Origin of the sequence: Xanthomonas dyei (assembly GCF_002939865.1) — a bacterium.
GTDB classification, from domain to species: Bacteria; Pseudomonadota; Gammaproteobacteria; order Xanthomonadales; family Xanthomonadaceae; genus Xanthomonas; species Xanthomonas dyei.
The window spans coordinates 34,628-60,500 of record NZ_MDEE01000004.1 but is presented as its reverse complement, the minus strand read 5'-3'; the positions used below and the strand labels follow the sequence as shown (position 1 = coordinate 60,500).

The 25,873-nt window shown below is 65.3% G+C and carries 23 protein-coding genes, 1 tRNA gene and 2 other RNA genes; 7 read left to right on the top strand and 19 right to left on the bottom strand.

Annotation, left to right across the window (positions count from 1 at the left end; genetic code table 11):
• Positions 1–123: 123 nt before the first annotated feature.
• Positions 124–1,368, top strand: a complete 1,245-nt coding sequence (locus tag XdyCFBP7245_RS04905; RefSeq protein WP_104614648.1) for a glutamate-5-semialdehyde dehydrogenase — start codon at positions 124–126, stop codon at positions 1,366–1,368.
• A 69-nt stretch (positions 1,369–1,437) separates the two neighbouring features.
• Here the strand turns inward: XdyCFBP7245_RS04905 and XdyCFBP7245_RS04900 are convergent, their stop codons facing one another.
• Positions 1,438–1,977 (bottom strand): hypothetical protein, encoded by a 540-nt coding sequence (locus XdyCFBP7245_RS04900; protein ID WP_104614647.1) that lies wholly within the window; start codon positions 1,975–1,977, stop codon positions 1,438–1,440.
• A gap of 390 nt (positions 1,978–2,367) precedes the next feature.
• A non-coding RNA gene (locus XdyCFBP7245_RS04895) (sX9 sRNA) lies at positions 2,368–2,443 on the bottom strand.
• Between the two features lie 298 nt (positions 2,444–2,741).
• On the opposite strand from XdyCFBP7245_RS04895, the gene XdyCFBP7245_RS04890 reads away from it, so the two are divergent.
• Positions 2,742–4,655, top strand: coding sequence for a CocE/NonD family hydrolase (locus XdyCFBP7245_RS04890; protein WP_104614646.1), 1,914 nt, complete (start codon positions 2,742–2,744; stop codon positions 4,653–4,655).
• On the opposite strand, the gene XdyCFBP7245_RS04885 is transcribed toward XdyCFBP7245_RS04890, so the two are convergent.
• From XdyCFBP7245_RS04885 to XdyCFBP7245_RS04865, 5 genes are all read right to left on the bottom strand, one after another.
• Positions 4,636–5,862: a CynX/NimT family MFS transporter gene (locus XdyCFBP7245_RS04885; RefSeq protein ID WP_170068531.1), complete on the bottom strand. Its 1,227-nt coding sequence runs from the start codon at positions 5,860–5,862 to the stop codon at positions 4,636–4,638. The two genes, XdyCFBP7245_RS04890 and XdyCFBP7245_RS04885, sit on opposite strands and share 20 nt — an antisense overlap.
• A 123-nt stretch (positions 5,863–5,985) precedes the next feature.
• Positions 5,986–6,062: transfer RNA gene (locus tag XdyCFBP7245_RS04880), tRNA-Pro, on the bottom strand.
• Positions 6,063–6,116: 54 nt separating this feature from the next.
• Positions 6,117–6,233 (bottom strand): cytochrome bd-I oxidase subunit CydX, encoded by a 117-nt coding sequence (cydX, locus tag XdyCFBP7245_RS04875; RefSeq protein ID WP_104614644.1) that lies wholly within the window; start codon positions 6,231–6,233, stop codon positions 6,117–6,119.
• Between the two features lie 84 nt (positions 6,234–6,317).
• Entirely contained in the window at positions 6,318–7,469 is a 1,152-nt protein-coding gene (gene cydB / locus XdyCFBP7245_RS04870; protein WP_104614729.1) for a cytochrome d ubiquinol oxidase subunit II, read from the bottom strand.
• Between the two features lie 16 nt (positions 7,470–7,485).
• Positions 7,486–9,108, bottom strand: a complete 1,623-nt coding sequence (locus XdyCFBP7245_RS04865; RefSeq protein ID WP_104614643.1) for a cytochrome ubiquinol oxidase subunit I — start codon at positions 9,106–9,108, stop codon at positions 7,486–7,488.
• 201 nt (positions 9,109–9,309) lie between these two features.
• On the opposite strand from XdyCFBP7245_RS04865, the gene XdyCFBP7245_RS04860 reads away from it, so the two are divergent.
• From XdyCFBP7245_RS04860 to cydC, 3 genes are all read left to right on the top strand, one after another.
• Positions 9,310–9,385: non-coding RNA, sX9 sRNA (locus XdyCFBP7245_RS04860), on the top strand.
• A 9-nt stretch (positions 9,386–9,394) separates the two neighbouring features.
• Complete coding sequence (gene cydD / locus XdyCFBP7245_RS04855) at positions 9,395–11,146, top strand: thiol reductant ABC exporter subunit CydD (protein ID WP_211287643.1); 1,752 nt, start codon at positions 9,395–9,397, stop codon at positions 11,144–11,146.
• On the top strand, positions 11,143–12,819 hold the full coding sequence (gene cydC, locus XdyCFBP7245_RS04850; RefSeq protein WP_104614641.1) for a thiol reductant ABC exporter subunit CydC: 1,677 nt from the start codon (positions 11,143–11,145) through the stop codon (positions 12,817–12,819). The genes cydD and cydC overlap by 4 nt, the downstream gene beginning before the upstream one ends.
• A gap of 69 nt (positions 12,820–12,888) precedes the next feature.
• Here the strand turns inward: cydC and XdyCFBP7245_RS04845 are convergent, their stop codons facing one another.
• The 11 genes from XdyCFBP7245_RS04845 to ccmA all read right to left on the bottom strand — a co-directional run bounded on the left by XdyCFBP7245_RS04845 (position 12,889) and on the right by ccmA (position 22,564).
• Entirely contained in the window at positions 12,889–13,212 is a 324-nt protein-coding gene (locus XdyCFBP7245_RS04845) for a DUF1294 domain-containing protein (RefSeq protein WP_244907766.1), read from the bottom strand.
• A 47-nt stretch (positions 13,213–13,259) separates the two neighbouring features.
• Entirely contained in the window at positions 13,260–14,435 is a 1,176-nt protein-coding gene (metX, locus tag XdyCFBP7245_RS04840) for a homoserine O-acetyltransferase MetX (RefSeq protein ID WP_104614640.1), read from the bottom strand.
• A gap of 1,013 nt (positions 14,436–15,448) precedes the next feature.
• Complete coding sequence (locus tag XdyCFBP7245_RS04825) at positions 15,449–16,456, bottom strand: tetratricopeptide repeat protein (protein WP_170068519.1); 1,008 nt, start codon at positions 16,454–16,456, stop codon at positions 15,449–15,451.
• Positions 16,456–16,890, bottom strand: coding sequence for a cytochrome c-type biogenesis protein (locus tag XdyCFBP7245_RS04820; protein ID WP_055852113.1), 435 nt, complete (start codon positions 16,888–16,890; stop codon positions 16,456–16,458). Before XdyCFBP7245_RS04820 ends, XdyCFBP7245_RS04825 begins: the two co-directional genes overlap by 1 nt.
• Positions 16,887–17,489: a DsbE family thiol:disulfide interchange protein gene (locus XdyCFBP7245_RS04815; RefSeq protein ID WP_104614636.1), complete on the bottom strand. Its 603-nt coding sequence runs from the start codon at positions 17,487–17,489 to the stop codon at positions 16,887–16,889. The genes XdyCFBP7245_RS04820 and XdyCFBP7245_RS04815 overlap by 4 nt, the downstream gene beginning before the upstream one ends.
• Positions 17,482–19,419, bottom strand: a complete 1,938-nt coding sequence (locus XdyCFBP7245_RS04810; RefSeq protein WP_104614635.1) for a heme lyase CcmF/NrfE family subunit — start codon at positions 19,417–19,419, stop codon at positions 17,482–17,484. Before XdyCFBP7245_RS04810 ends, XdyCFBP7245_RS04815 begins: the two co-directional genes overlap by 8 nt.
• A gap of 324 nt (positions 19,420–19,743) precedes the next feature.
• Complete coding sequence (gene ccmE / locus XdyCFBP7245_RS04805; RefSeq protein WP_055852120.1) at positions 19,744–20,202, bottom strand: cytochrome c maturation protein CcmE; 459 nt, start codon at positions 20,200–20,202, stop codon at positions 19,744–19,746.
• Positions 20,199–20,369 carry a heme exporter protein CcmD gene (locus tag XdyCFBP7245_RS04800; RefSeq protein ID WP_104614634.1) on the bottom strand — a complete coding sequence of 57 codons (171 nt, stop codon included), beginning with the start codon at positions 20,367–20,369 and terminating at the stop codon, positions 20,199–20,201. The genes ccmE and XdyCFBP7245_RS04800 overlap by 4 nt, the downstream gene beginning before the upstream one ends.
• On the bottom strand, positions 20,366–21,115 hold the full coding sequence (ccmC, locus tag XdyCFBP7245_RS04795) for a heme ABC transporter permease CcmC (protein ID WP_104614633.1): 750 nt from the start codon (positions 21,113–21,115) through the stop codon (positions 20,366–20,368). The genes XdyCFBP7245_RS04800 and ccmC overlap by 4 nt, the downstream gene beginning before the upstream one ends.
• 112 nt (positions 21,116–21,227) lie before the next feature.
• Positions 21,228–21,923, bottom strand: coding sequence for a heme exporter protein CcmB (gene ccmB, locus XdyCFBP7245_RS04790; RefSeq protein WP_104614632.1), 696 nt, complete (start codon positions 21,921–21,923; stop codon positions 21,228–21,230).
• Positions 21,920–22,564 (bottom strand): heme ABC exporter ATP-binding protein CcmA, encoded by a 645-nt coding sequence (gene ccmA / locus XdyCFBP7245_RS04785; RefSeq protein ID WP_104614631.1) that lies wholly within the window; start codon positions 22,562–22,564, stop codon positions 21,920–21,922. The genes ccmB and ccmA overlap by 4 nt, the downstream gene beginning before the upstream one ends.
• A 199-nt stretch (positions 22,565–22,763) precedes the next feature.
• On the opposite strand from ccmA, the gene XdyCFBP7245_RS04780 reads away from it, so the two are divergent.
• Together XdyCFBP7245_RS04780 and XdyCFBP7245_RS04775 are read left to right on the top strand one after the other, a co-directional pair.
• Positions 22,764–23,912 (top strand): pyridoxal phosphate-dependent aminotransferase, encoded by a 1,149-nt coding sequence (locus tag XdyCFBP7245_RS04780; RefSeq protein WP_104614630.1) that lies wholly within the window; start codon positions 22,764–22,766, stop codon positions 23,910–23,912.
• Between the two features lie 206 nt (positions 23,913–24,118).
• A complete protein-coding gene (locus tag XdyCFBP7245_RS04775; RefSeq protein WP_104614629.1) occupies positions 24,119–24,919 on the top strand; it encodes an amidohydrolase in 801 nt (266 codons plus the stop codon).
• Positions 24,920–25,029: 110 nt separating this feature from the next.
• Here XdyCFBP7245_RS04775 and XdyCFBP7245_RS04770 read toward each other — a convergent pair whose 3' ends face one another.
• Positions 25,030–25,800, bottom strand: coding sequence for a glutaminyl-peptide cyclotransferase (locus XdyCFBP7245_RS04770; protein WP_104614727.1), 771 nt, complete (start codon positions 25,798–25,800; stop codon positions 25,030–25,032).
• Positions 25,801–25,873 lie beyond the last annotated feature (73 nt).

The window sequence follows — 25,873 nt, the reverse complement described above, 5'->3', positions numbered from 1 at the left end:
GCATGTGCATTGCATTTCTCAAATGCCGCTTCTACGTCCCAGCGACTGATTGCCTTGCGGTGATAAAACGATAGCCCTGCTTTTGCGAATCTTAAATTCCCAATCCCAAATCCCGGCCCCCAAATGACCATCAAAACGCTCGCCCTGCAATGCCGCGATGCCGCGCAGGTACTGTCGCAACTCTCTGCCGACGCAAAGCAGTCCTTGCTTGAAGCGATGGCTGCGGCGCTGGAAGCCGATGCCGCATTGATCCTGGCTGCCAACGCGCGCGATCTTGAGGCGGCGCGTGCGAAGGGAACGGCCAGTGCCATGCTCGATCGGCTGGCGCTGGACGACACGCGCCTGGCCGGCATCGCGGCGGCATTGCGCGAGGTGGCGCAGTTGCCGGACCCGGTCGGTCAGATCACGCGCGACGACACGCGCCCCAATGGCATCCGCGTGCAAAAGGTTCGTGTGCCGCTGGGGGTGATCGCGATGATCTACGAGGCCCGCCCCAACGTCACCGCCGACGCTGCGGCGTTGTGCATCAAGGCCGGCAACGGTGTGATTTTGCGTGGTGGCTCGGAGGCGATTCACTCCAACACCGCGATTGCGCGCGCACTGCAGAGAGCATTGCGCGAGGCCAATGTGCCCGAGGCCGCGTTGACGCTGGTCGAGGACCTGCGCCGCGAGACCATGCTGGAGCTGCTGCAACTCAGCGATATCGTCGACCTGGCGATTCCGCGCGGCGGCGAGGGCCTGATCCGTTTTGTCGCCGAACACGCGCGCGTGCCGGTGATCAAGCATTACAAGGGTGTGTGCCATCTGTTCGTGGATGCCTCAGCCGACGTGGACCTCGCCGTGCGTCTGCTGGTCGATGGCAAGGCGAGCCGGCCATCTGCGTGCAATTCGCTGGAGACCTTGCTGGTACATGCAGACATCGCCGAGCGTTTTCTGCCGGTTGCTGCGCAAGCGCTGCGCGAACGCCATGTGGAGCTGCGGGGCGATGCGGCAACGCGTGCATTGCTGCCCGATATCGCGGCGGCCAGCGACGAGGACTACGCCGCCGAATTTCTCGATCTGATCCTGGCGATCCGCGTGGTGCCGGATCTGGACACCGCGCTGGCGCATATCCGCCAATACGGCTCGGACCACACCGAAGTGATTGCCACCGAAGACGCCGCAAACGCCGAGCGTTTCGTGCACGCGCTACGCTCGGCGGTGGTGATGGTCAACGCCTCTTCGCGCTTCTCCGATGGTGGCGAGCTTGGCCTGGGCGCGGAGATCGGCATCTCGACCACGCGTCTGCACGCGTATGGCCCGATGGGCCTGGAAGCGCTCACCGTGGAGCGCTTTGTGGTGCGTGGAGAGGGCCAGGTGCGGCACTGACGTGGCGTCCGTTGCCGGTTAGTCGTGTGGCGCTGTTCATGGCAGCGCCACTGGCCGACATCGCCTCGATCATGTGGCCGTCTTTTCTCCTCCAAGCACCTTGCTCATCCATTCATCGCTTGTGGGGGAAACGAAGCCAGTTCCTGACAGCCACACCTGCTTTCCGGCGCGGTCCCACTTTTCCATCTTTTCTTTGAATTGGGCGGGATAGTCGTTTGCACTGCAGGCGATATTGCACCAGGGGTCGCACACATAGATGTCCGCGTTCCAATCTGTCATGTCCGGAGGCAAGGTGCCTGCGCGTGGCACTGGGCCGACGATCGCAGTGGCGTGGGCTTGTCCGCCGAAGAAGGCAAGGCGTGCGATCAGGTTATAGTCTTGCTGCAAATAGTGGACAGCCAGGGTAGCCAGTTCACCGCAGTTGTGCGCGTTGCCATCCATGGCCGCCGACACCACGTCCTCTTCCAGGTCTTCCACCTGCTGTCGCATCCGGGCGATCTCTGAGGTCGCGTTGTGGATTCGAAAGGCCTCCTCGAAGCCAGCGTTTCTCTTTTTGTTGCTCGATTTCAAGCGGGGCGCTTTGTAGTACTCGGCCCTGATGGAGCGCATGACGTCTCTGACAGCATTGAGGCTCGGCGAGAGTGGAGGCTGTTGTGAAGACGATCTACCCGCACTCCTGCTATGACTCACGTTGCTCAGTCCTGCCAACACGCCCGTTGTTTGGTCGTAGCTGTTGACGTGCTGCACAGTGCTGCCCGCTGGCAGCTGCTGGGCCGGAGAGCTTTCGGTATATGTGAGTCTTCCCGAATTGACACGATCGACGGAACCGCAAATACCCATGGATGAGCACCTGATTGTTGAAGTCCACTTCATGATGTGCGCGAACATCCTCTTCTAAAAATGGAAGCGCGAAGCGATTGACTTGTGTGCGAATCGTCGACATCAGCATGGCATCCAGCACGCAATCTGCGACCGATGGAACATTTCGCTACTTGGAGCGGCTAACAAAACGCAGCGAGCAGTCGTCAGGTGGGCGTGGGCGGCGCGGAGGAACCGGAGTGTACGCGTGGTACATGCCGCACCGAGCACCGGCCGCGCCCGCCTGGCGGTGAGCACAGTAGTTTTGTTAGTTGCTCTCAATTGTTGACTCTGATCGCCTGCGATCTGGCGAGGGTGATGGGCTGGCCACTGTTCTTACTAGGTCCACTGCGCTTCCGAGCTGAGCGATACTGGACTTTGGTGGTTCGCATGCCAGGCGTCGCCTGCTGCCGGTCTCGGTGGTCCCAACCCGCCCACCACGACCTTTGACACTCCCCCGGCAGCCCGCCACCTGCCTACAGTCGACAATTACCCCGCACGTTCCGGAGTCGTCGATGCGCAGCTTTGCCGCCTGCCTGCTTGCCACCGCCATTGCTGCCGCCACCGGCAGCGCCTTCGCTCAGACTTCGCCGATGACGCCGGACATCACCGGCAAGCCGTTCGTGGCAAGCGACGCCGCCAACGACTACATCAAGCGCGAGGTGATGATCCCGATGCGCGACGGCGTGAAGCTGCATACCGTGATCGTGGTGCCCAAGGGCGCACGCCATGCGCCGATGGTGCTGACCCGCACGCCCTACGATGCCAGCGGCCGTAGCGAGCGCCTGGCATCGCCGCACATGAAGGATCTGCTGCCGCTCGGCGACGATGTGTTTGTGGAAGGCGGCTACATCCGCGTGTTCCAGGACGTACGCGGCAAATACGGCTCCGAAGGCGACTACGTGATGACCCGCCCGCTGCGCGGCGCGCTCAATCCCAGCGCTGTGGATCACGCCACCGATGCGTGGGACACCATCGACTGGCTGGTCAAGAACGTCGCCGAATCCAACGGCAAGGTCGGCATGATCGGCTCGTCCTACGAAGGCTTCACCGTGGTGATGGCGCTGACCCACCCGCATCCTGCATTGAAGGTGGCCGCGCCGGAGAGCCCGATGATCGATGGCTGGATGGGCGACGATTGGTTCAATTACGGCGCGTTCCGCCAGGTCAACTTCGACTACTTCACCGGACAGCTCAGCAAGCGCGGCAAGGGCGCCGGCATCCCGCGCCAGGGACAGGACGATTACAGCAATTTCCTGCAGGCCGGGTCGGCCGGGGATTTCGCCAAGGCGGCAGGGCTGGAGCAATTGCCGTGGTGGCACAAGCTCACCGAACACCCGGCCTACGATGCGTTCTGGCAGGAGCAGGCGCTGGACAAGGTGATGGCGCGCACGCCGCTCAAGGTACCCACGATGTGGCTGCAGGGCCTGTGGGACCAGGAAGACATGTGGGGCGCGATCCACAGCTACGCGGCAATGGAGCCGCGCGACACGCGCAACACGCTCAACTATCTGGTGATGGGGCCGTGGCGGCACAGCCAGGTCAATGCCGAGGCCGGCACATTGGGTGCGCTGACGTTCGATGGCGACACCGCGCGTCAGTTTCGCCGCGATGTGTTGCGCCCGTTTTTCGACCAATACCTGGTGGATGGCGCGCCCAAGGCGAGCACGCCGCCGGTCTTCATCTACGACACCGGCGAGAACCGCTGGGATCGCCTGCAGTCCTGGCCGCGCAGTTGCGACAAGGGCTGCGCGTCGGCGAGCAAACCGCTGTATCTGCAGGCCGGCGGCAAGCTGTCCTTCGACAAGCCCGCTGCCGGGCAGAGTGCGTTTGAAGAATACGTTTCCGACCCGGCCAAGCCGGTGCCGTTCGTGCCGCGCCCGGTGGATTTTGCCGACCGCAGCATGTGGACCACCTGGCTGGTGCACGACCAGCGCTTTGTGGACGGCCGCCCCGATGTGCTGACCTTCGTCACCGAACCGCTGACCGAACCGCTACAGATCGCCGGTGCGCCGGATGTGCATCTGCAGGCGTCCACCAGTGGCAGCGACAGCGACTGGGTGGTCAAGCTGATCGATGTGTACCCGGATGAGATGGCGTCCAGCCCGAAGATGGGCGGCTATGAGCTACCGGTGTCGCTGGCGATCTTCCGCGGCCGGTATCGCGAGAGTTTCAGCGCGCCCAAACCGCTGGCGGCCAATCAACCGCTGGCGTTCGAGTTCGGCCTGCCGACGGCCAATCACACCTTCCAGAAGGGCCACCGGGTGATGGTGCAGGTGCAATCCAGCCTGTTCCCGCTCTACGACCGCAACCCGCAGACCTTTGTCCCGAATATCTTTTTCGCCAAGCCGGGCGATTATCAAAAGGCCACCCAGCGCGTCTACGTGACGCCGGAGCAGCCCAGCTACATCAGTCTGCCGGTGCGTTGACCGCACGGGCGCCGCGTGTCGGCGGCGCCCACAGGTCTTCTAGCAGCTGCGGGCGGCAGACCACCCAGGCGGCAGCCAGCTGCACCACGATGCAGATCACCAGAAACACGAACGGCGAGGTCCAGCCGCCGCTGTGCGCATGCAGCCAGCCGAACAGGAACGGCCCCAGGCAGCTCACCGCATAGCCCACGCCTTGCGAAAAACCCGAGAGCGCGGCCGAGCCGGCGGCGGTGCGGCTGCGTTGGTTGACCAGCACCAGCGCCAGCGGGAAGGTGCTGGGCCCCAGGCCGAGCAAGGTCACCCACAGGATCGGCGCCGCCAGCGGTGCCCAGCACAGCCCGGCGAACGCGACCAGATGGCAGGCCGCGCACAGCAGCACGATCGGGAACGGGTTGCGCATGCGCACTGCCAATGCCGGCATGGTCAACGCGCCGACCATGCCCAGCGCGGCGAACAACGCGACCATGGTGCCGCCGAACGCGGGCGAGGCGCCGGCCTCGCGCAGCAGCGTGGGCAGCCAGGTAAACATCGAATAGGTCACCAGCGAGGTCATGCCGAAGGTGATCGCCATGCTCCAGCCCAGGGCGGTACGTGCGACCCGGCCTTCGGCCTCGGGAGTCGGCGTGATCGGCGCCGGGCCGGTGGCGCGCAGACGGCCCTGATTGGTGTGCACCAGCGCCCAGGCCGCCAATGCGAGCAGCGCGGGCAGCACCCATACCACCATCGAGCTGCGCCAGCCCAGCGCGTCGGCCACCGGCACCGCCAGCAACGCAGGCAACAGGGTGCCGACCTGAAGCACGGTGATGTACAGCGTACTGACGCGGCCCACGCGGTCGCCGAAATAGCGCTTCACCAACGGGGGCAACACCACATTGCCCATGCCCATGCCGGCCAGCGCTACCAGCGAACCGGCCAGCAGCCCGCCAGTGCCTGGCAATAATGGCCGTAATGCCAGCCCGAGCGTGGCCAGCGCCATCGACGCCAGTGCGGTGCGCAGCAGGCCGAAGCGACGAAGGACCGCTGGCGTTGCAACGCCGGTCAACGCAAAGGCGGCAGTGGGCAACATGCCGAGCGCGCCCATGGTCGGCGCACCGAACGCGTATTCGTCGGCGATGCGTTCCAGCAGCGGAGTGAGCGAGGTCACTGCCGTGCGCAAGTTGAATGCGGACAACAAAATGGCGGCCAGTACCAGACCACGCCCACGCAATTGGGCAGACGGGGACGAGGCGGCGGTGACAACAGACATGACAGACCATCCGCACCGTGCACAGCCGTGCGACGGCGCCTGAAAACACAAAACCGGCACAAGGCCGGTTTTGTGTTTTGAAACTGGTCGGGGAGACAGGATTCGAACCTGCGACCTCTACGTCCCGAACGTAGCGCTCTACCAGACTGAGCTACACCCCGAAGGAGCCGCGTATGCTACATAGGGAATGCGGAATCGGCAAGCATTTGCCGCAATTATTTTTCCTGCGGCCGGTGCGCATGCTCGGGCTCGCGTGCTTCGAACCACATGCCGTTGAGCACCGCGGCCAATGCCGCCAGACCGGTGCCGAGAATCCAGGCGAAGTACCACATTAGTTGTGCTCCTGAAAAACGTTGAGAGAGTGGGAAGGCGAGCGCGGCTGCGACGACGTGCTGGCGTCGCAGCCGTTGCGTCAGCTAATACGCATTGGGAGTGGCTGAGAGTTCCGCGGCAGTGACCTTGCCTCTGAGCACGCGATACACCCACGCCGTGTAGGCCAGCACGATCGGCATGAAGACGGTGGTGGCCAGCAGCATGATCCACAGCGTGAGGCGACTACTGGAGGCGTCCCACAGCGTCAGGCTGGCGCTCGGTGCAGTGGACGACGGCAGCAGGAACGGGAACAGCGCAAACCCCACGGTAAAGACGATGCCGACGATGGCGCTGGCCGACGCAATGAACGCCAGTCCGCCGCGTCGCGCGCGCAACAGCACTGCGCTCATTGCGAGCCCGAGCAGGCCGAGCAGCGGCGCCATCAAGGTGGCCGGCATGCTGCTGTAGTTGTGCAGCCAGCCACCGGCGGCCGTGAGTGCTGCGGTCTTGGCCAGTGGATTGGTCTGCGCATCGGTCGCCAGCACCGATGTCACCGCATAGCCCGGCAAGCCAAGCGCCACCCAGACACCGGCTGCAGCAAACAACGCCACCGCCGCCATCGCGGCGATGCTGCCGATACGCGCTGCGCGTTCGGCCACCGGTCCATCGGTCTTGAGCACCAGCATCGCCGCGCCGTGGGCGATCAGCATCGCCACGCTGAGTAGACCGGCGAGCAAGGCAAACGGCGTCAGTAGCCCGAACAGATTGCCGGTGTAAAACGTGCGCATGCTGTCGTCGAAATGGAACGGCACACCCAACACGACATTGCCGACCGCCACGCCCATGATCAACGCCGGAACGAACCCGCCGACGAACAATGCCCAATCCCAGCTATTGCGCCAGCGTTGGTTCACCAGCTTACCTCGGAACTTGAAGCCGACCGGCCGCAGGATCAGCGCAAACAACATCACGAACATCGCCAGATAGAACCCGGAAAAACTCACCGCATACAGCGGCGGGAACGCGGCGAAGATCGCGCCGCCGCCCAGGATCAACCACACCTGGTTGCCTTCCCAGACCGGGCCGATGGTGTTGATCACCAGCCGGCGTTCGGCATCGTTTTTGGCAACGAACGGCAGCAGCGCGCCGACGCCCAGATCGAAGCCGCCCATCACTGCGTAACCGGACAGCAGCACGCCGAGCAGCAGCCACCAGATCACGCGCAAGCTTGTGTAGTCGAGCAAGATAAAATCCATCATGGTCTCTCCTGGGTTACGGTGCACTGCCGGCCATGACGCCCGAACTCAACGGTGCGTGATTCAACGAGGCATGAGCGTGCGGCAGGGAAGGCGACGCATTGGGTTGCGTCGGCGGGAACAGCGCATCCGGGCCAGTGCGGATGGTCTTGAGCGACAACTTGATCGCAATCACCAGCAGCGTGGTGTACAGCGCGGTAAAGCCCACCAGCGTCAGCACGATCTCGTACAGATCCAGACCCGATGCGGCGTAGAACGTGGGCAGCACGCCTTCCACCGCCCACGGCTGGCGGCCATACTCGGCCACGAACCAACCGCATTCGATCGCGATCCACGGCAACGGCAGCGTCCACACCGCCAAGGTCAGGAACCAGCGCTTCTCCTGGAAGTTGTGCTTGCAGGCGAACCAGAACGCAATGGCGAAGAAGGCGATGAGATAGATGCCGATGCCGGCCATGATGCGGAAGGTCCAGAACAGCGGCAGCACGCGTGGCACCGTATCCATCGCCGCCTGCGCGATCTGCTCGGGCGTGGCATTGCCGATATCGTCGCGATAACGCTTCAGCAGCAAGCCGTGGCCCAGGTCCTGCCAATGCGCGTCGAAGACCTTGCGCGCTTGGGCATCATTGGTGTCGGCGCGGATACGCTGAAGCGCGCCGTAGGCGATCTGCCCGCCGCGGATGCGATGCTCGGCGCGTCCAACGAGTTCCAGGATGCCGGGGATGGGCGTATCCAACGAACGTGTGGCGATCAGCCCCATCAGATACGGAATCTTGATCGCGTAGTCGTTGCGATGGGTCTGCTGATTGGGAATGCCGAAGGCAGTGAAATCCGCCGGCGCGGCTTCGGTGTCCCACATTGCCTCGATCGCGGCCAGCTTCATTTTCTGATGTTCGTTGGCGGCATAGCCGCTCTCGTCGCCCAGCACCACCACCGACAGCGACGACAGCAGGCCGAAGGCCGCGGCCACCGCAAACGAGCGGCGTGCCATCTCGGTGTGCTTGCCGCGCAGCAGGTAAAACGCGCTGATCGACATCACGAACACCGCGCCGAGCACGTAACCGGCACTGACGGTGTGCACGAACTTCGCCTGCGCCACCGGGTTGAACAGCACCGCCATGAAATCCACCACTTCCATGCGCATGGTGTCCGGGTTGAATACCGCGCCGGTCGGGTTCTGCATCCAGCCGTTGGCGATCAGGATCCATAGCGCGGAGAAGTTGCTGCCCAAGGCCACCAGCCAGGTGGTGATCAGGTGCTGCACCTTGCTCAGGCGATTCCAGCCCAGGAAAAACAGGCCCAGAAAGGTCGCTTCGAGAAAGAACGCCATCAGCCCTTCGATCGCCAGCGGTGCACCGAAGATGTCGCCCACGTAATGGCTGTAGTACGACCAGTTCATGCCGAACTCGAACTCCATCACGATGCCGGTGCCGACACCCATGGCGAAGTTGATGCCGAACAGCACGCCCCAGAACATGGTCATGCGCCGCCAGATCGGCTTGCCGGTCATGACGTAGACGCTTTCCATGATGCCGAGCAGGAACGACAGGCCCATGGTCAGCGGTGGAAAGATGAAGTGGTACATCGCGGTGACTGCGAATTGCAGTCGCGATAGTTCGACAACGGTCGAGTCGATCATGGCGGGGTGGCCTGGTTGAGTATCGGTGAGCAACGTGGCCGATCATCTGCCGTCGCCGCGTTGCGCGCGTTGATCCAAATCAATGCGGCCCCGATCGGGTGGGGCACACTGTCCATCCCGCAGTGGGCAGTGGCGACTTAGAGCAGCTAACAAAACTCCTGTGCAGCCGCCAGGCGGGCGCGGCCGGTGCTCGGAATCGGCATGTACCACCTGTACACTCCGGTTCCTCCGCGCCGTCCGCACCCACCTGACGACTGCTCGCTACGTGTTGTTAGCCGCTCTTACAATCGCCTGCGATGCACCGCCTGAAGAGAGCCATGTGAGCCAGCCCAGCGTGCAAGCCAGCGAAACGCCCGCCCAGCGCCGTCAACGCGGCCAATGGCTCGATGCGCTTGCCGCACCCGCTGCACGGGCCAGGCGGCTCTCCGGCGTGGCGGTGGCGCTGTCTGGCGTGTTGTTGCTTGCGCAATCGGCGGCCATTGCGTGGTTGGTGCAGGCGGTGCTGGTGCAGCACCTGGCGCTGGCGCCGCTGCGTCATGTGGGCATCGGGTTGCTGCTCGCAATGCTTGGGCGCGCCGTGCTCACGGCCTGGGCGCAAGCATTGACGGGCGAAGTGGCCGATGTGGCCAAGCGCGAACTGCGCATGCGCATTGCGCGTCGGCTTGTGCGGCACGGGCCGCTGTGGTTACGCCGGCAACGCAGCGGCGAACTGGGCGAGTTGAGCCTGGCGCATACCGATGCGCTGGACGGCTATTTCGTCGGTTATCAGCTGGCGCGCACCGAGATGACGCTGGTGCCGCCAGCGATCCTGATCGCGGTGTTTTCGGTCGACTGGGTGGTGGGCTTGGTGTTGTTGCTGACCGCGCCGTTGATTCCCTTCTTCATGATGCTGGTGGGGTGGGGTGCGGAGGCCGCAGGGCGCGAGCAGCTCGGCGAGCTGGCGCGGATGGGCGGGCACTTTGCCGATCGTCTGAAGGGGCTGGGCTTGCTGCGGGTGTACGGGCGCGGGGAGGCCGAATTGGGCGGTATCGCCGCAGCGGCCGAGGGCGTGCGCGAGCGCTCGCTCAAGGTGCTGCGCATCGCGTTCCTGTCGTCCACTGTGCTGGAATTCTTCGCCTCGGTGAGCGTGGCCATCGTGGCCTTGTACTTCGGTCTGAGCTATCTGGGCATGCTCGACCTGCACGGGTTGCCGTCGCTGGGCGCGGGCATGTTCTGCTTGCTGTTGGCGCCGGAATTCTTTGCGCCGTTGCGGCGTCTTGCAGCGCATTACCACGACCGTGCCAATGCGCTGGCCGCCGTGACCGAGGCCGAGCGGTTGCTGGAAGGTTTTGTGACCGAAGCCGATGCCAGTGCCCCAGTTGCAGCGCCGCCGCCGCGCGCTTTGGAGTCTGCGCAGGCGCATGCGCCGTTGCTGCAGGCACATGGTCTGGCGCTGCGTCCGCTTGGCGCGCCGCACACGGTGATCACGCAGTTTTCGCTGGACCTGCAGCCCGGTCAGCGCGTGGCGGTGATCGGTGCCAGCGGGAGCGGCAAGAGCACGTTACTGGAAGGGCTTGCCGGCTGGCTGCCACCGGAAGCGGGCAGTGTGGTGCTGCGCCCTGGCACGCGTGTGGGCTATGCCACGCAGCGGCCGTATCTGTTTCACGGCAGCATTGCCGACAATCTGCGGCTGGCCGATCCGCAGTCCAGCGATGCGCAGTTGCATGCAGTGGCCGATGCGGCGCAAGTCATGCGCTTTGCCGCGCAGCTGCCCGCGGGCCTGGATACGGTGATCGGCGAACGCGGCTTTGGCCTGTCCGGTGGCGAAGCACGACGTGTGGCATTGGCGCGGCTGCTGCTGCGCGCGCCGGATCTGCTGCTGCTGGACGAACCCACCGCGTTTCTCGACCCGGACACAGAAGCGGAATTGCTGCGCGCACTCGGGGTATTTGCACGCGGCCGTGCAGTGGTAGTGGCGACGCACAGCCCTGCAGTGATGCGCTGGGCCGATACGGTGATCGATCTGCGTGGCACCACCGTGACGGCGAGCGCGCCATGAACGACGCACGCCACGATCGTCTGAGCGAGGTGTTTCGCCGGCATGCCTGGCGCTTGCTGCTGTCCGCGCTGCTGGTGCTGGTCACCATGCTGGCCGGAGTGGGTCTGTTGAGTCTGTCCGGCAGCTTTCTCACTGCGGCGGCATTGGCTGGCGTTGCCGGCATGGGGGCAGGCTTCAATTTCTTCTCGCCGTCGGCAGGCATCCGCGCATTGACGTTTGCGCGCATCGTGTCGCGCTATGGCGAAAAATTGATCGGCCACGATGCCACCTTGCGTATCGCCCGCGATCTGCGGGTGTGGTTCTTCCGTCGTGCGTTGCCGCTTGCGCCGGGGCGGTTGTCGGCCACGCGCACCGGCGATCTGTTGGCACGGTTGATGTCCGACATCGGCGAAGTCGATGGCCTGAGCGTGCGCGCGCTTGCGCCGCTGACGGCGCTGCTCGGCATCTGGTTGGCCGGTGCGGGTGCCGCTGCGTTGATCTATCCGCCGGCCGCATGGTTGTTGCTGGCGCTTGGTGTGCTGATTGGCGGGCTGGTGCCCTGGCAGGTTGCACGTGGTGGCGCGCAGCGCGAGCAGCTGCGCGCGCAGCAACGCACGGCGTTGCGCACGCAGGCGTTCGAAGGCCTGGAAGGTGCGGCCGATCTGGCGGCGGTCGATGCGCAGGGTGCCTGGCTGCATCAACTCGACGCCACTGCGGCAGCAGTGATGGATGGCGACCGCGTGCAGCGCCGTCGATTGATCGCCGGCAACCTGCTACATGCGGCGTGCGGTGCCATCGGTCTGGCCGGCATGTTGTGGCTTGCTTTGAGCGCCGCCGAGCGTGGGCTGATTGCAGCGGACATGGCCGCAGGCCTGGTGTTTCTGACCATGGCGCTGCTGGAGGTATGGGCGGGTGCCGGGCTGGCCTTGCAGGCACTGCAAAGCGCACGCGTCGCAGCGCGGCGCCTGCAGTCCATCGTCGATCAAGCGCCGTCGGTCAGCGATCCGGTGCAGGCACTCGACGTGCCACGCACAGGCACGCTGCACCTGCAGCAGGTGTCGTTTACATGGCCCGGTGGCGTGCGGCCGGTGCTGCACGCGCTCGATCTGACACTGGCAGCTGGCGAACGCATCGCCATCAGCGGCGACAGCGGCAGCGGCAAGAGCACCTTGTCCGCGCTGCTGCTGCGGCTATGGGACCCGCAGGCCGGGCAGGTGAGCTACGCCGGCATCGATCTGCGTCACTGCGCGCAGGCGCAATGGCATCGACGCATCGCCTGGTTGCCGCAGAACGCGCCGGTGTTTGCCGGCAACGTGCGCGAGAATCTTGCAATCGGCGATGCCGATGCCGACGATGCCGCCATGTGGCGGGTATTGGAGCAGGTGCGCCTGCACGACTGGGCCAGCGCGCAACACGGTCTGGACACCTGGGTGGGCGAAAACGGCGCCACGCTCTCCGCAGGCCAGGCACGCCGCCTTGCGCTTGCGCGTGCGCTGTTACGCGATGCTGCCATCCTGCTGCTTGATGAACCCACCGACGGCCTGGACGTGGACACGGCGCATGCCCTGTTGCTCGATCTGTCCGCCGCGCTTGGCCAGCGCAGCCTGGTGATGATCACTCACGACAGCGTGCCTGCCGGCGTGGTGCAACGGCGCTATCGCATGCGTGCCGGGGTGCTGGAGCCGCTGCCGTGACAGGTATTTGATCGTGATCGGCGAGAGTTGTCGCCGCGCAACCGCTGACTGCGGTTTATAGGGCCTGCATTACGCGGAGCGATACACCGCCCATGCAAGCACCGCGCTGTTCGCGATCGCCGTGGCCCAGAAGGTGATCTGGAAAGAGGTCTTGCTGGATTTGTGCCGGAACAGCGACTGCGCCAACAGCGCGCCCGGCCAGCCACCGAGCACTGCAATGCCGTGCAAAGTGGTCTCCGGCGTTCGTCGCTGGCCGCGGGTTGCCGCGGTCTTGTCGCGCCGGTAAGCAATCAGCGCCACGCTGCTGGCAGCCGCGTACCAGACTGCCACCCAGACCGGCAGCAGACCTGCTGCGACGATGCTGGCCATGCTTACCGCAAACAGCGCGGTCAACGTCTTGCGCGGCACCACGCGGCGCGCGCCTGGCCTGGATCTGGAAATCAGCAGGCGTCCAGAAAAGCGCGCACCGCCGGGCCGAAGCGGGCGAAATCCACCAGAAACGCATCGTGGCCTTGCGGCGAATCCAGGCCGATAAAGCGCGCATCCGCGCCGCCTGCACGCAACCCTTCGGCAATCTGTTCCTGCTGCTGCACCGGGAACAGGATGTCGGTGTTGGCACCGATCGCCAGTGCGCGTTCGATGCGGATGTTCGCCAGGCCGGCCAGCACCTCGGCCTCGGTGGAGACGTCTGCAGCCGGCGTGCTGTCGGCGGCCTGCGCGGCAGCGATGGACGACGCATCCACATAATCGGCCAGATCGAACCAGTCCATCGAGCGGCTCAGATACAGATAGCAGTTGGGATCGAAGAAGCGCACGAAGCGACGCGCATGGCCTTCGAGATAGCTTTCGACCTGAAATTCCAGGCCGAACGGATCGTCGGCGGCCTGTTCGGAATCCAGCCGCACCCGGCCAAAGCGGCCGTCCCATTCCAGCGCCGAGCGGTAGGTGATCACGCCGAGTTTGCGTGCCATGCGCATGCCCGATTCCGGGTAGCGCGTGTCGTCGTAGTGGCCGCCGTTCCAGTGCGGATCCAGCCGGATCGCTTCGCGCTGCAGCGAGCGGATGGCAATGGAAAACGGCAACGCCTGTGCGCTGCCGGAGATGTTGATATGGCTGCGCGCAATGCCGGGATGCCGCAGCAACAGCGCCAGCGCGGTCATGCCGCCCATCGAGTTGCCGATCAGGCAGGCGAGCTGTCCGATACCCAGCGCACGCACGACATCGGCTGCTGCATCGGCAACATCCTCGATCGACAGGTCCGGGAAGGTCAGGCGATACAACTGCCCGGTTGCCGGGTCGATGGAGGCAGGCCCGGTGGAGCCCTTGCAGCTGCCCAGCGAATTGACGCACACCACAAACCAGCGCTCGGTATCGATCGGCTTGCCCGGCCCCAGCATCGCGTCCCACCAACCCGGCTCGGGGTTGGCCTGATTTGCAGCCGCATGCGCGTTGGGCGACAAGCCGGTGACGATCAGCACCGCGTTACTGCGATCGGCAGCCAGCGTGCCCCAGGTTTCGTAGGCCACACGGGCCTGGTATAGCTCACCACCGCGCTTCATCGGAAACGGCGAAGGCAGGGAGTGGAATAACGTGCCGGCAGGGATGAATTCAGTCATGTCGCAATTCTATCCGGCGTGGCGGCGGGCGGCGTGGTGAATCGGGATGGGGACTCGGTTTGAGTCCTTGCGTTGTGTGATGCCAGCTTTTAACGCAATTGATCTGCGGCTTCGTTGCAGGGCCCTTGCCCGCTCACCATCGCAGGACACGCTGCAAGTACGTCCATGTAAGCTCCTTGGCGGCATCCATGCCGCCAAGGGTCCTGCGACGGTGAGCGGGCAAGGGCCAGTCCAGACGGTCGGCGTGCCTGGTCAAGAGCCATGCGTGATGAGGCTTGTTTGCTCATGATGCGCCGGCCCAACCTTCGACGCATGTCGAGCGACAAGCAGCTTTTCACGCGACTGCCGACCAACTATCTGGCGTGGTGTCCTTGCCGATTACGGGCTCGTTGGCGGCATGGATGCCGCCAACGAGCCCCCAGGGATGGGTTTACGGCGTGTCCCGCGAGCGGCGAGGGCACTACGCCCTCGAGGTGTTTGCTTTTGCTGTAGGGCCCTTGCCCGCCCACCATCGCAGGACACGCTGCAAGTACGTCCATGTAAGCTCCGTGGCGGCATCCATGCCGCCAAGGGTCCCGCGACGGTGAGCGGGCAAGGGCCAGTCCAGACGGTCGGTGTGCCTGGTCAAGAGCCATGCGTGATGAGACTTGTTGACTCATGATGCGCCGGCCCAACCTACGAGGCATGCCGAGCGACAAGCAGCTTTTCACGCGACTGCCGACCAACTATCTGGTGCGGTGTCCTTGCCGCTTGCGGGACCGTTGGCGGCATGGATGCCGCCATCGAGTCCCCAGGGATGGGTTTACGGCGTGTCCCGCGAGCGGTGAGGGCACCGCGCCCTCGATGCTGCGGCCCCTTGCCCGCTCACCATGGAGGGACACGCTGCAAGTACGTCCATGTAAGCTCCTTGGCGGCATCCATGCCGCCAAGGGTCCCGCGACGGTGAGCGTGCGAGGGCCCGTCGAGATGGTCGTGCGCAGGTGCTGGCATGGAATGCAGTATGTGTCGAGCAATCAGCGCCCGATCACCAGTTCCACATCCGCCTTGGCGGGCAACTCCACCGTCACCGGGGCACTTTCCACATCGTCGGCCTGGCGCATGGCATTGCCGCTGCGCGACAAGCGCGCCAGCACTTGCACGGTGTCCAGCGACGACAGCGCACGCGTCGGCATCGGGCTGTCGCCATCGTCCAGGGTGATGGTCAACGGCAGCTCGCTGAGCGTGTGCTTTTCCACCGCAACCGGCATCGGCGTGCCGGCTGCGCGTGCGATCACGAATACGCTGGTGTCGCCAGGCAGGCCAGCACGCTGCGCGAACGCCGCATCCAGCGACACGCGCACGCTGATGCGCTTGCCGGCAGATGTGTCGGCGGTGGGCGAGGGTGTCAGCGGCGCAAGTTTGGCTTCCTGCCGCGCAGCGTTGATCTGTTCGAGCAGGCCGGGCCGGGTTGCGGCATCGACCACGCTCAGTAACGGCTCCCAGGTTGCGCTGGCCTTGGCCGGTTGACCGGCCTGACGCTGCACCACGCCGAGAAACCAGCGTGCGCGTTGATGGTCCGGTTGCACCACCAGCGCGTGTTCGAGCAGACGCATCGCCTCCGGGTCCGGGCGGCCGCTGTCGTCGGCGAGCATGCGCGACTGCGCGGCCGCCACCAGCACGTCCGGCTCGTCGGGGCGCAGCGCCACCGCGCGCGCAAACGCGTCGCTGGCCTCGGCGAATTTCTGCTGGCTGGACAACGAGCGCCCCAACAACACCCAGCCTTCGGCCTGATCGGGGTTGCGCGCCAGGGCGGTACGCAGCTGCACGATGGCCTCGTCCAGGGTGCGTGGCGTGGCCGGGCGGTCGGCGACCTGTTCGATCGCCGACGGTGTGCCGACCAGCCAGTACAGCGCCGCGCTTGCTGCCAACAGCAGCAGCGCAACGCTGGCGGTGACACCGCGTGCTTCGCGCCACAGCGGGCGCAGCGCCACGCCGAAGGCGAGCAGCGCGACCACCGCAACCGCAACGACAAAGCCGACCATCACCACTCCTGCTCATCGGCGGGCAACGCGGGCGCCGCCGCGCTGCGTCGACGCACCACCACCATCACCACCACCCCGCCCAGCAGCAACACCAGCAACGGGCCGAACCACAGCAGCCAGGTGCGCGATTCCACCTGCGGGCGATACAGCACGAACTCGCCATAGCGGGCGACCAGAAACTGCCGGATCTGCGCATCGCTGCGGCCTTCGTGCATCAAGGCCAGTACCTCGCGGCGCAGGTCCTGCGCAATCTGCGCGTTGGAATCGGCCAGCGACTGGTTCTGGCACTGCACGCAACGCAGCTCGGCGGTCAGCGCATGAAAGCGCGCTTCTTCGGCTGCCGAGCGGTATTGCAGCGGCGACGGATCGCCGACCGGCTGAGCCAGGGCCAGCCAGGGCAACAGCAGTAGCGTGAGCAGCCAGGCGCGCATCATTGGGGGGCGTGCAGGTCCGGTGCGGCGGTGGGCGAGCGCTCGATCTTGCTCAGCATCGGAATCAACTGGGTGTCGATAATGGATTGGGTGAGCATGCCGCTGTATTTCCAGCGCACCACGCCGCGTCCGTCGATCAGAAAGGTTTCCGGCGCGGCAGCGATGCCGAAGTCGATGGCGGTGCGCCCGTCCTTGTCTGCGACCACCAGCAGATACGGGTTGCCCAGCTGCTCAAGCCAGCGCAAGGCATCGGCGCGCTCGTCCTTCCAGTTGTAGCCGATCACGCGCACGCGCTTGGTCAACGCAAAGCGGCTCAATACCGGGTGTTCTTCGCGGCAGGCCGGGCACCAGCTGCCCCACACGTTGATGATGTACGGCGCGCCGCGCAGCTCGCGCGCACGCACCACGATGCTGGGGTCGTGCAGCAGCGGCAGCGCGAACTCCGGCGCCGGTTTGCCGATCAGGGCCGAGGGCAGGGCATCGCGATCGCCCTGACCGGAGCGCACCACCGCGTAGACCAGCAGCGCTGCAAGTGCGAGCAGCAGCACGATGGCGCCCACGAGTACGGCAGTGGGCAGGCGGGGCGAACGTGACTCAACCATCTTGGATCTCCGGAGAACGACGAAAACGCCGGTCGGCCGCGGTGACCAGGCCACCGAGCGCCATCAGCAAGGCCCCCAGCCAGATCCAGCGGACGAACGGTTTGAGGTGGACGCGCACCGCCCAGGCCTGATTGCCCAGCGGTTCGCCAAGCGCGACATACAGGTCGCCGAACGGGCCGGGGCGGATCGCCGCCTCGGTCAAGGTCTGCCCGCCGCTGGCATAGCGCCGTTTTTCTGCATGCAGCACGCCCACCGGCGTATCGTCCTTGAACACCTGCAGGTTGGCACGGTCGGAGACGTAATTGGGCCCGCGCAGTTCTTGCACGGTGTCGAAGTGCAGCGCGTAGCGACCGATCTGCACCTGCTGGCCAGGCGCCAGCGCGACTTCGCGTTGCAGGCTCAGCGACTCCACCAGCAAGGCACCGGCCAGAAACACCGCAACGCCCAGATGCGCCAGCACCATGCCCAGCATTTCGGCCGTGAATTTGCGCCCCTTGGCCGCGCGGCGGGTCCACAGAAAGCGCGCCGTGCCAAGCATCACCCAGGCCGCGCCGGCCACGCCGATGGCGGCTTTGAGCTGGCCTTGCGGCGCCATGAACCAGGCCAGCACGCCTGCGGCAAGCGCCAGGCCTGCCCACGGTGCCAGCATCGCCAGCGGCCGCGATGCCTGCTCACGCTGCCAGCGGGTGAGCGGGCCGAACGGCAGCAACGCCACCAGCGGTGCCATCAACACCACGAACAAGGTGCCGAAGTAGGGCGGGCCGACCGACAGCTTGCCCAGGCCCAGTGCATCGGCCAGCAACGGATACAGCGTGCCCAGCAGCACCATCGCGCAGGCGCAGGTGAGCAGCAGGTTGTTCAACAGCAGCAAGGTTTCGCGCGAGCTGCCGGCAAACGCGCGGCGCGGGTCGTTGCCGGCGGACATGCCCGGCGCGCGGAGGGCGTACAGCAGCAATGCGCCACCGACCACGATCAGCAGAAACACCAGGATGAACAGCCCGCGCGACGGGTCGGCAGCGAACGAATGCACGCTGGTCAGCACGCCCGAGCGCACCAGAAAGGTCCCCAGCAACGACAACGCAAACGCCGCAATGGCCAGCAACAAGGTCCAGCTGGAAAAGCTGCCGCGTTTTTCGGTGACCGCTTGCGAATGCAGCAACGCGGTGCCGACCAGCCACGGCATGAAACTGGCGTTTTCCACCGGGTCCCAGAACCACCAGCCGCCCCAGCCGAGTTCGTAATACGCCCACCAGCTGCCCAGCGCGATGCCCACGGTGAGCATCGACCACGCCACATTCGTCCACGGCCGTGTCCAGCGCAGCCAGCGCGCATCCATGCGGCCTTCCAGCAGCGCGGCGATGGCGAAGGCGAACGGCACCGCAAAGCCGACGTAGCCGCAATACAGCATCGGCGGATGGATGATCAGCCCCGGGTCCTGCAGCAGCGGATTGAGGTCGGCGCCTTCCAGCGGCACCGGCAGCAGCCGCGCGAACGGATTGGAGGTGAACAACAAAAATGCCAGGAAGCCGATGCTGATCAGTGCCATCACCCCCAGCACGCGCGCGATCACCTGCGCCGGCAACTGCCGCGACCACACCGCCACCGCGCCGGTCCACAGCGCCAGCACCAGCGTCCACAGCAGCAGCGAGCCTTCGTGTGCGCCCCACACCGCCGAGTAGCGGTAGATCACCGGCAACAGGCTGTTGGAATTTTCGGCGACATAGCGCACTGAAAAGTCCTGCACCAAGAACGCATGCGTCAGCAGCGCGAAGGCCGCGGCGATCAGGCCCAGCTGCACCAATGCTGCCGGGCGCGCCACCGCCATCCAGCTGCGGCGCCCGCGCTGCGCGCCAGCCAGCGGCAATGCGGCCTGCACCAGCGCGACCAGCAGGGCGAGGACCAGCAGAAAGGTGCCGAGCTCAGGAAGCATGGGGAACTCGGGATTGGGAGCAAAGACGCATAGACCGCTGCCGCGAACCGTCAATCAAGAAGCAGAGCAGGCCGGACACAGGGGCGTTACCGGAACACGTGTTTAATGTTGTGCTGCGACGTGTTGCCGGAACACGCAGCTCCCATCTCGCGGTGCCAGGTTGATTGGTGTGCGCGGCCGCGCGGCGGCGTGCTGCCTGGCGGAACTGGAGCGACAGCATCAAAGACGGGTAAGCCGTCAACGCGGCACCATCCGCGCCGATGTCAGGGCCCTCACTTGCCTGCGCTTGCCGGTGATCCGGTCTGCCGCCACTGCTTCCGACCGTCACTGCGTCACCTTGCCTGGGGCCACCTGGTGCTTGCGATGCGCGCTGCCCATCTTGTCGGCCACTTCCTTCGGCATATAGGTTTCATCGTGCTTGGCCAGCACGTCTTCGGCCACGAACACGCCCTGCTGCATGCGACCGGTGGCGACCACGGCCTGACCCTCGCGGAACAGGTCCGGCAGGATGCGGTCGTAGCGCACCGCCAGTTGCGCATCGCCGTCGGTGACGCGGAACTGCGCTTCCAGCGAACCGGAGGCGCGTTTGAACGAGCCTTTTTCCACCATGCCGCCGAGCCGGAACCGGGCGTGGTCGCCGGCATCGCCGCGCAATACCTCCGACGGCGTGTACAGATATGCCACGTTGCGCTGCAAGGCCATCGCCACCAGCGTGGTCGCCAGCCCGGCGGCCAGCACCAGCGCCAGCACCAGCCACAACCGGCGGCGACGTTGCGGGTTCATCGGGTCAGCTCCGCATCGCTGGGCAGCGTGCGCTTGCGCTCGCGCAGGCGGCGCGCCTGCGCGATCTTCAGCGCACGACGCACTTGCCAGCGGCCGGCGATCAGGTCCCACAGCAGCACCAGCACAAACACCGCGTAGGCGGCGATCACGTAAGGCAGATAGCTCATGCTGCGCCCTCGGCATCGCGCACGATCCAGGCCTTGCCGGCCTCGCGGCGCAGGTTGTCGGCGCGCGCGCGGGTCAGCAGCGACCCGGCGAACCAGAACTTGGTGCCGATCACCATCAACCACAGAGGCAGCAGCATGCTGGCATCGATGGTGGACGGGCCGAGCAGACGAATGCTCTGGCCCTGATGCAGCGAGTTCCACCACACCACCGAATAGCGAATCACCGGCAGCAGCGCCACACCGACGATCGCCAGCAACGCAGCCGCACGTGCCGCCTGGCGACGGTCGTCGATGGCGTGATACAGGCCGATCACGCCCAGATACAAGAACAGCAGAATCAGTTCGGTGGTCAGGCGCGGGTCCCAGTCCCACCAGGCGCCCCACATCGGCTTGCCCCAGATGCTGCCGGTGAGCAGCGTGATCACGGTGAATGCCGCGCCGATCGGTGCGCATGCCATTGCCAGGATCTCGCACACCTTGATGCGCCAGATCAGCGCGATCGCCGCATACAGCGCCATCAGCCCGAACACGAACAAGCTCATCCACGCGCTCGGCACATGGATGTAGAGAATGCGGAAGCTATCGCCTTGCTGGTAGTCGGCCGGCACCGCAAACAGCGCCTGCCACATGCCTGCGCCCAGCAGCAATGCCGCCAGCGCGTAGCACCACGGCGCCCAGCGCGCGGTAAATCGGTCGAAGATCGGAGGTGAGGCGACTTGGTGGAACCAGCGGACGACGACGTTCATGCGATGGCGATGGCTCTTGGCGTGGCGATGGCTTTTTGCATGGAGACAGCTCTCGGTACGACACCGCCGAACGACTTACGGTGTCCTATCAATGGCGCATCTGCAACATCGATCAGCTGAGCGAAATCCGGATCGCCGCCGCTGCCGCCAACGGCGCCAGCACAATGCCGATCACCAATCCGGCGCCCAACAACAACAACGCACCCACCGCATCCTGTCCTTGCCCGCTGGCCGCAACGCTGCCGGCGCCGAACACCAGCACCGGCACATACAACGGCAACGCCAGCAACGCCACGAGAATACCAGAGCGTTTCATCGTTACCGTCAGTGCCGCAACCACTGCGCCCAGCAGGCTCAATAACGGTGTGCCCAGTACCAACGATGCCAGCAGCACCGGCAATTGGTCATGCGGCAGGTGCAGCAATTCGCCCAGCAACGGCGTCACTGCGATCAGCGGCAAGGCGCTGGTCGCCCAATGCAGCAGCACGCGCACGGCGATCAACCACGCCAACGGCACCGGTGCCAGCAACCATTGCTCCATCGAGCCGTCTTCCACGTCGCTGCGGAACAGCGCATCCAGCGACAGCAGGCCCGCCAGCAGCACCGACAGCCACAGCACCGCCGGCGCCGCCTGCGCCAGCAGGTCCGGGCGGCCACCCAGGCCCAGCGCAAACAACACCACGATCAGCAGCGCGAACAAGGCCGGCTGCAGCGCGTCGCTGCGACGACGCCACAGCAATTGCAGATCGCGACGCAGCAGCGCGCGCGCGGCCTGCAGCAACGACGGTTGTGGCGAGGGCGTGCTCATGCTGCGGCCTCCAGGGTGAGCATGCGGGTGCGCACCGGCGGGGCCGCGTAGGCGCCATGGGTGGTGACCAGCGCCGCGCCGCCACCGCGCAGATGCGCGGAGATCATCCGGTTGACCAAGGTGATGCCATCCAGATCGAGGTTGGCGTAGGGCTCGTCCAGCAGCCACAACGGCGCAGGCGACAACCACAGCCGCGCCAGTGCCAGCCGCTTGCGTTGCCCGGCCGACAACTGCCGCACCAGGGCATCTTCGTAGCCGGCCAGGCCCACGATGGCCAGCGCGCTGCCGGGCATCTGCTTGGCCCGCCGGCCATGCAGGCCACACAGAAAGTGCAGGTTTTCCAGGGTGCTTAGATCGGCCTTTAGGCCGGGCAGGTGCCCCAGGTAGGCCATGAAGCGACTGCGGTCGCTGCGCCGGGCGGTCTTGCCGTCGATCTGGATTTCGCCGTGATCCACATGCAGCAGGCCGGCCAGCACCCGCAGCAAGGTGGTCTTGCCGGCGCCGTTGTCGCCCTGCACCAGCAGGGCTTCGCCGGCATCGACATGGAAATCCAGCGGGCCAAAGACCGGCTCCTCATTGCGGCTGAAGGCCAGCGCGCGCGCCGCCAGCAGCGGGGGCGCAGTGTGCAGCGGTTCGATCATCGGCGCAGCGGGCTCCCGTCGCAGGACGGCATGGGGAAGGGCGGGACAGGGCGCGCATTGTAGCGACGATGGCCGCGGCACGGGCGCATCGCAGCGGCGCGATGTGTCCGGGAACGCTGTTTTGCGGTGAGTCTGGCGCAACCGCGCGGTCGCTTTGCGTACACTCGCGGTCCCCCGTTTCTTGTTCCGGACAGGCACGATGCCCCTCACGACCAAGCTGCCCAAGGTGGGCACCACCATCTTCACCGTCATGTCGCAGCTGGCGGCCGAACACGGCGCGGTCAACCTGGGACAGGGCTTTCCCGATTTCCCGGTGCCGCAGCGCCTGGTCGATGAACTGGAAGCGGCCATGCGCGCCGGCCACAACCAGTACCCGCCGATGACCGGTGTTGCGTCGCTGCGGCAGGCCATCGCCGGCAAGGCCCAGCGCTGCTACGGCGCACAGGTCGATGCCGACACCGAAATCACCGTCACCAGCGGCGCCACCGAAGCGATCTTCAATGCCATTCACGCCGTGGTGCGGGTCGGCGAAGACGTCATCGTGCTGGATCCGGCCTACGACTGCTATGAGCCGGCGATCGATCTGGCCGGCGCGCGTGCGGTGCATGTGGCGCTGCACCCGCAGACCTTCGCGGTCGATTGGCAGGCGCTGCGTGCGGCGATCACACCGAAGACGCGGCTGCTGATGATCAATTCGCCGCACAACCCGTCCGGCGCGATGCTCTCGGCCGAGGACATGCAGACGCTGACCGAACTGCTGCGCGGCACCGAGATTTTTCTGCTCTCGGACGAGGTCTACGAGCACATCGTGTTCGACGGCCGCCGTCACGAATCGGTATTGCGCTGGCCGGAACTGCGCGAGCGCGCGTTCGTGATTTCCAGTTTCGGCAAGACCTACCACTGCACCGGCTGGAAGATCGGCTACGCCATCGCACCGCCGGCGCTCACCGCCGAATTTCGCAAGGTGCATCAGTACAACACCTTCACCAGCTTCGGCCCGGCGCAGCACGCGTTCGCCGCGATGATCCGCGACGAGCCCGAGCACGACGAGCAGCTTGGCGCGTTCTATCAAGCCAAGCGCGACCGCTTCCGCGAACAGCTGCTGACCACGCGCCTGCTACCGCTGCCGGTGCCCGGCGGCTATTTCCAGCTGGTGGACTATTCGGCCATCAGCGATCTGCCCGACACCGAATTCGTAAAGTGGCTGACGATCGAAAAGGGCGTGGCCGCGATTCCGCTCTCGCCGTTCTACGAACAGGCACCAGCCGGTCAGCGACTGGCACGGCTGTGCTTCGCCAAGAACGATGCAACGTTGGATGCGGCGATCGAACGTTTGCAGAAGCTCTGAGGGCCGGGAATGGGGAATCGGGATTGGGGAATCGTAAGAGCGTTACTGGACTCCTTCTCGATTCCTGCCGGCCCGGGAAAGGGAATCGTGAGCGCGTCGCGGGTGTCCTGCTCGCCCCTCCGACTTTGTCACCCACTTAGCGCACAGACACCACCACAGCCGCTCTACCCATTCCCGATTCCCGACTCCCCATTCCCGAGCCTCATATGCACGACCTCCGCATCTCCCTGATCCAAGGCGACACCCGTTGGCATGATCCGGCCGGCAATCGCGATTATTACGGCGCGTTGCTGCAGCCGTTGGCCGGGCAGACCGATCTGGTGATCCTGCCGGAGACCTTCACCAGTGGGTTCTCCAACGAGGCCATCGACAAGGCCGAAGGCATGGATGGGCCGACCGTGGAGTGGGTGCGTGCTCAGTCGGCGCGGCTGGGCGCTGCGGTTACCGGGAGCGTGCAGTTACGCACGCCCGAAGGCGTGTTCAACCGGCTGCTGTGGGCCACGCCGGACGGGGCGCTGCAGTCTTACGACAAACGCCATCTGTTTCGCTTCGGCAACGAGCATCTGCGCTACGCGGCCGGGCGCGATCGCCTGTGCGTGGACTGGAAGGGGTGGCGGATCAATCCGCAGATCTGCTACGACCTGCGCTTTCCGGTGTTCTGCCGCAACCGCTTCGATGTCGAGCGGCCGGGCCAGCTGGATTTCGATCTGCAATTGTTCGTCGCCAACTGGCCGTCTGCGCGCGCGTATGCCTGGAAGACGCTGCTGCGCGCACGTGCGATCGAAAACCTGTGCTTTGTGGCTGCGGTCAACCGCGTCGGCGTAGATGGCAATCAGCTGCACTACGCCGGCGACAGCGCGGTGATCGATTTCCTCGGCCAGCCGCAGGTGGAAATCCGCGAGCAGCCGCAGGTGGTCACCACCACCCTCAGCGCCGTCGCACTGGCCGAGCACCGCGCACGCTTCCCGGCAATGCTGGATGCGGATCCGTTTTCGTTGACCGAGTAGGGCGGAGTCGGCGGTCGGGATTAGGAATGAGAGATTAGGGATTCGCCACAGCGAGCATGCTGCCGCCTGCGCCAATATCGCTTACGCCAATCCCGACTCCCCAATCCCTGCTACTCAGCCAACCGGATTTCGTAAATCTTCGGCCAACGCTTGCCGGTGACGAATAGCCGATCGTGCTTGGCATCGTAGGCGATGCCGTTGAGCACATCGTTGCTGGGGTCGGTCAAGCTGTCGGCATCGGGAACCAGCGCCTTCAAGTCGATCCAGCCGATCACCTTGCCGCTAGCCGGGTCGATCCGCGCGATGCGGGTGGTGAGCCAGACATTGGCCCACAGCTCGCCCTTGACCCATTCCAGTTCGTTGAGATTGTCCAACGGCTTACCGCGCGCGGTGACCTTGATGGTGCCGGTCTGCTGCAGCGTTTGCGGGTCCAGCCGGCGGATGCGGGCAGTGCCATCGCTCATGTACAGGCTGCGCTCGTCGCTGGTCAGCGCCCAACCTTCGCCGGCATACGCGAAGTGCGAGCGCGGTGTCAGCGTAGCCAGGTCGTAGACGAAGCCCCGCTGGTTACGCCAGGTCAACTGGATCAGCCGGTCGCCCCAGGCCACGATGCCTTCGCCGTAGTAGGGCGCAGGCGTATCGGCCTGCTGCAGCACGCGGCCGGTTTCCAGCTCGACCTTGCGCACGCTGGAGTGGCCCAGCTCGCCGGTGCTCTCGTACAGATGCCCGTTGAGATAGAACAGGCCTTCGGTAAAGGCGGCGGTGTCGTGCGGATAACTGTTGACGACGGTAAAGCCCCGGGTCGGAATTGTCTCGGCGCAATGCGCGAGCGACGGCAGCAACAGGGCGGCGAAGAGCAGTCTGTGGGCGATGCGTGACATGCCCGAATGATCCCATGTCGGGGCTGCTTGTGCAGCGCGCTGCCATGCGCGCGCCGAGATAATCATTCGCTGA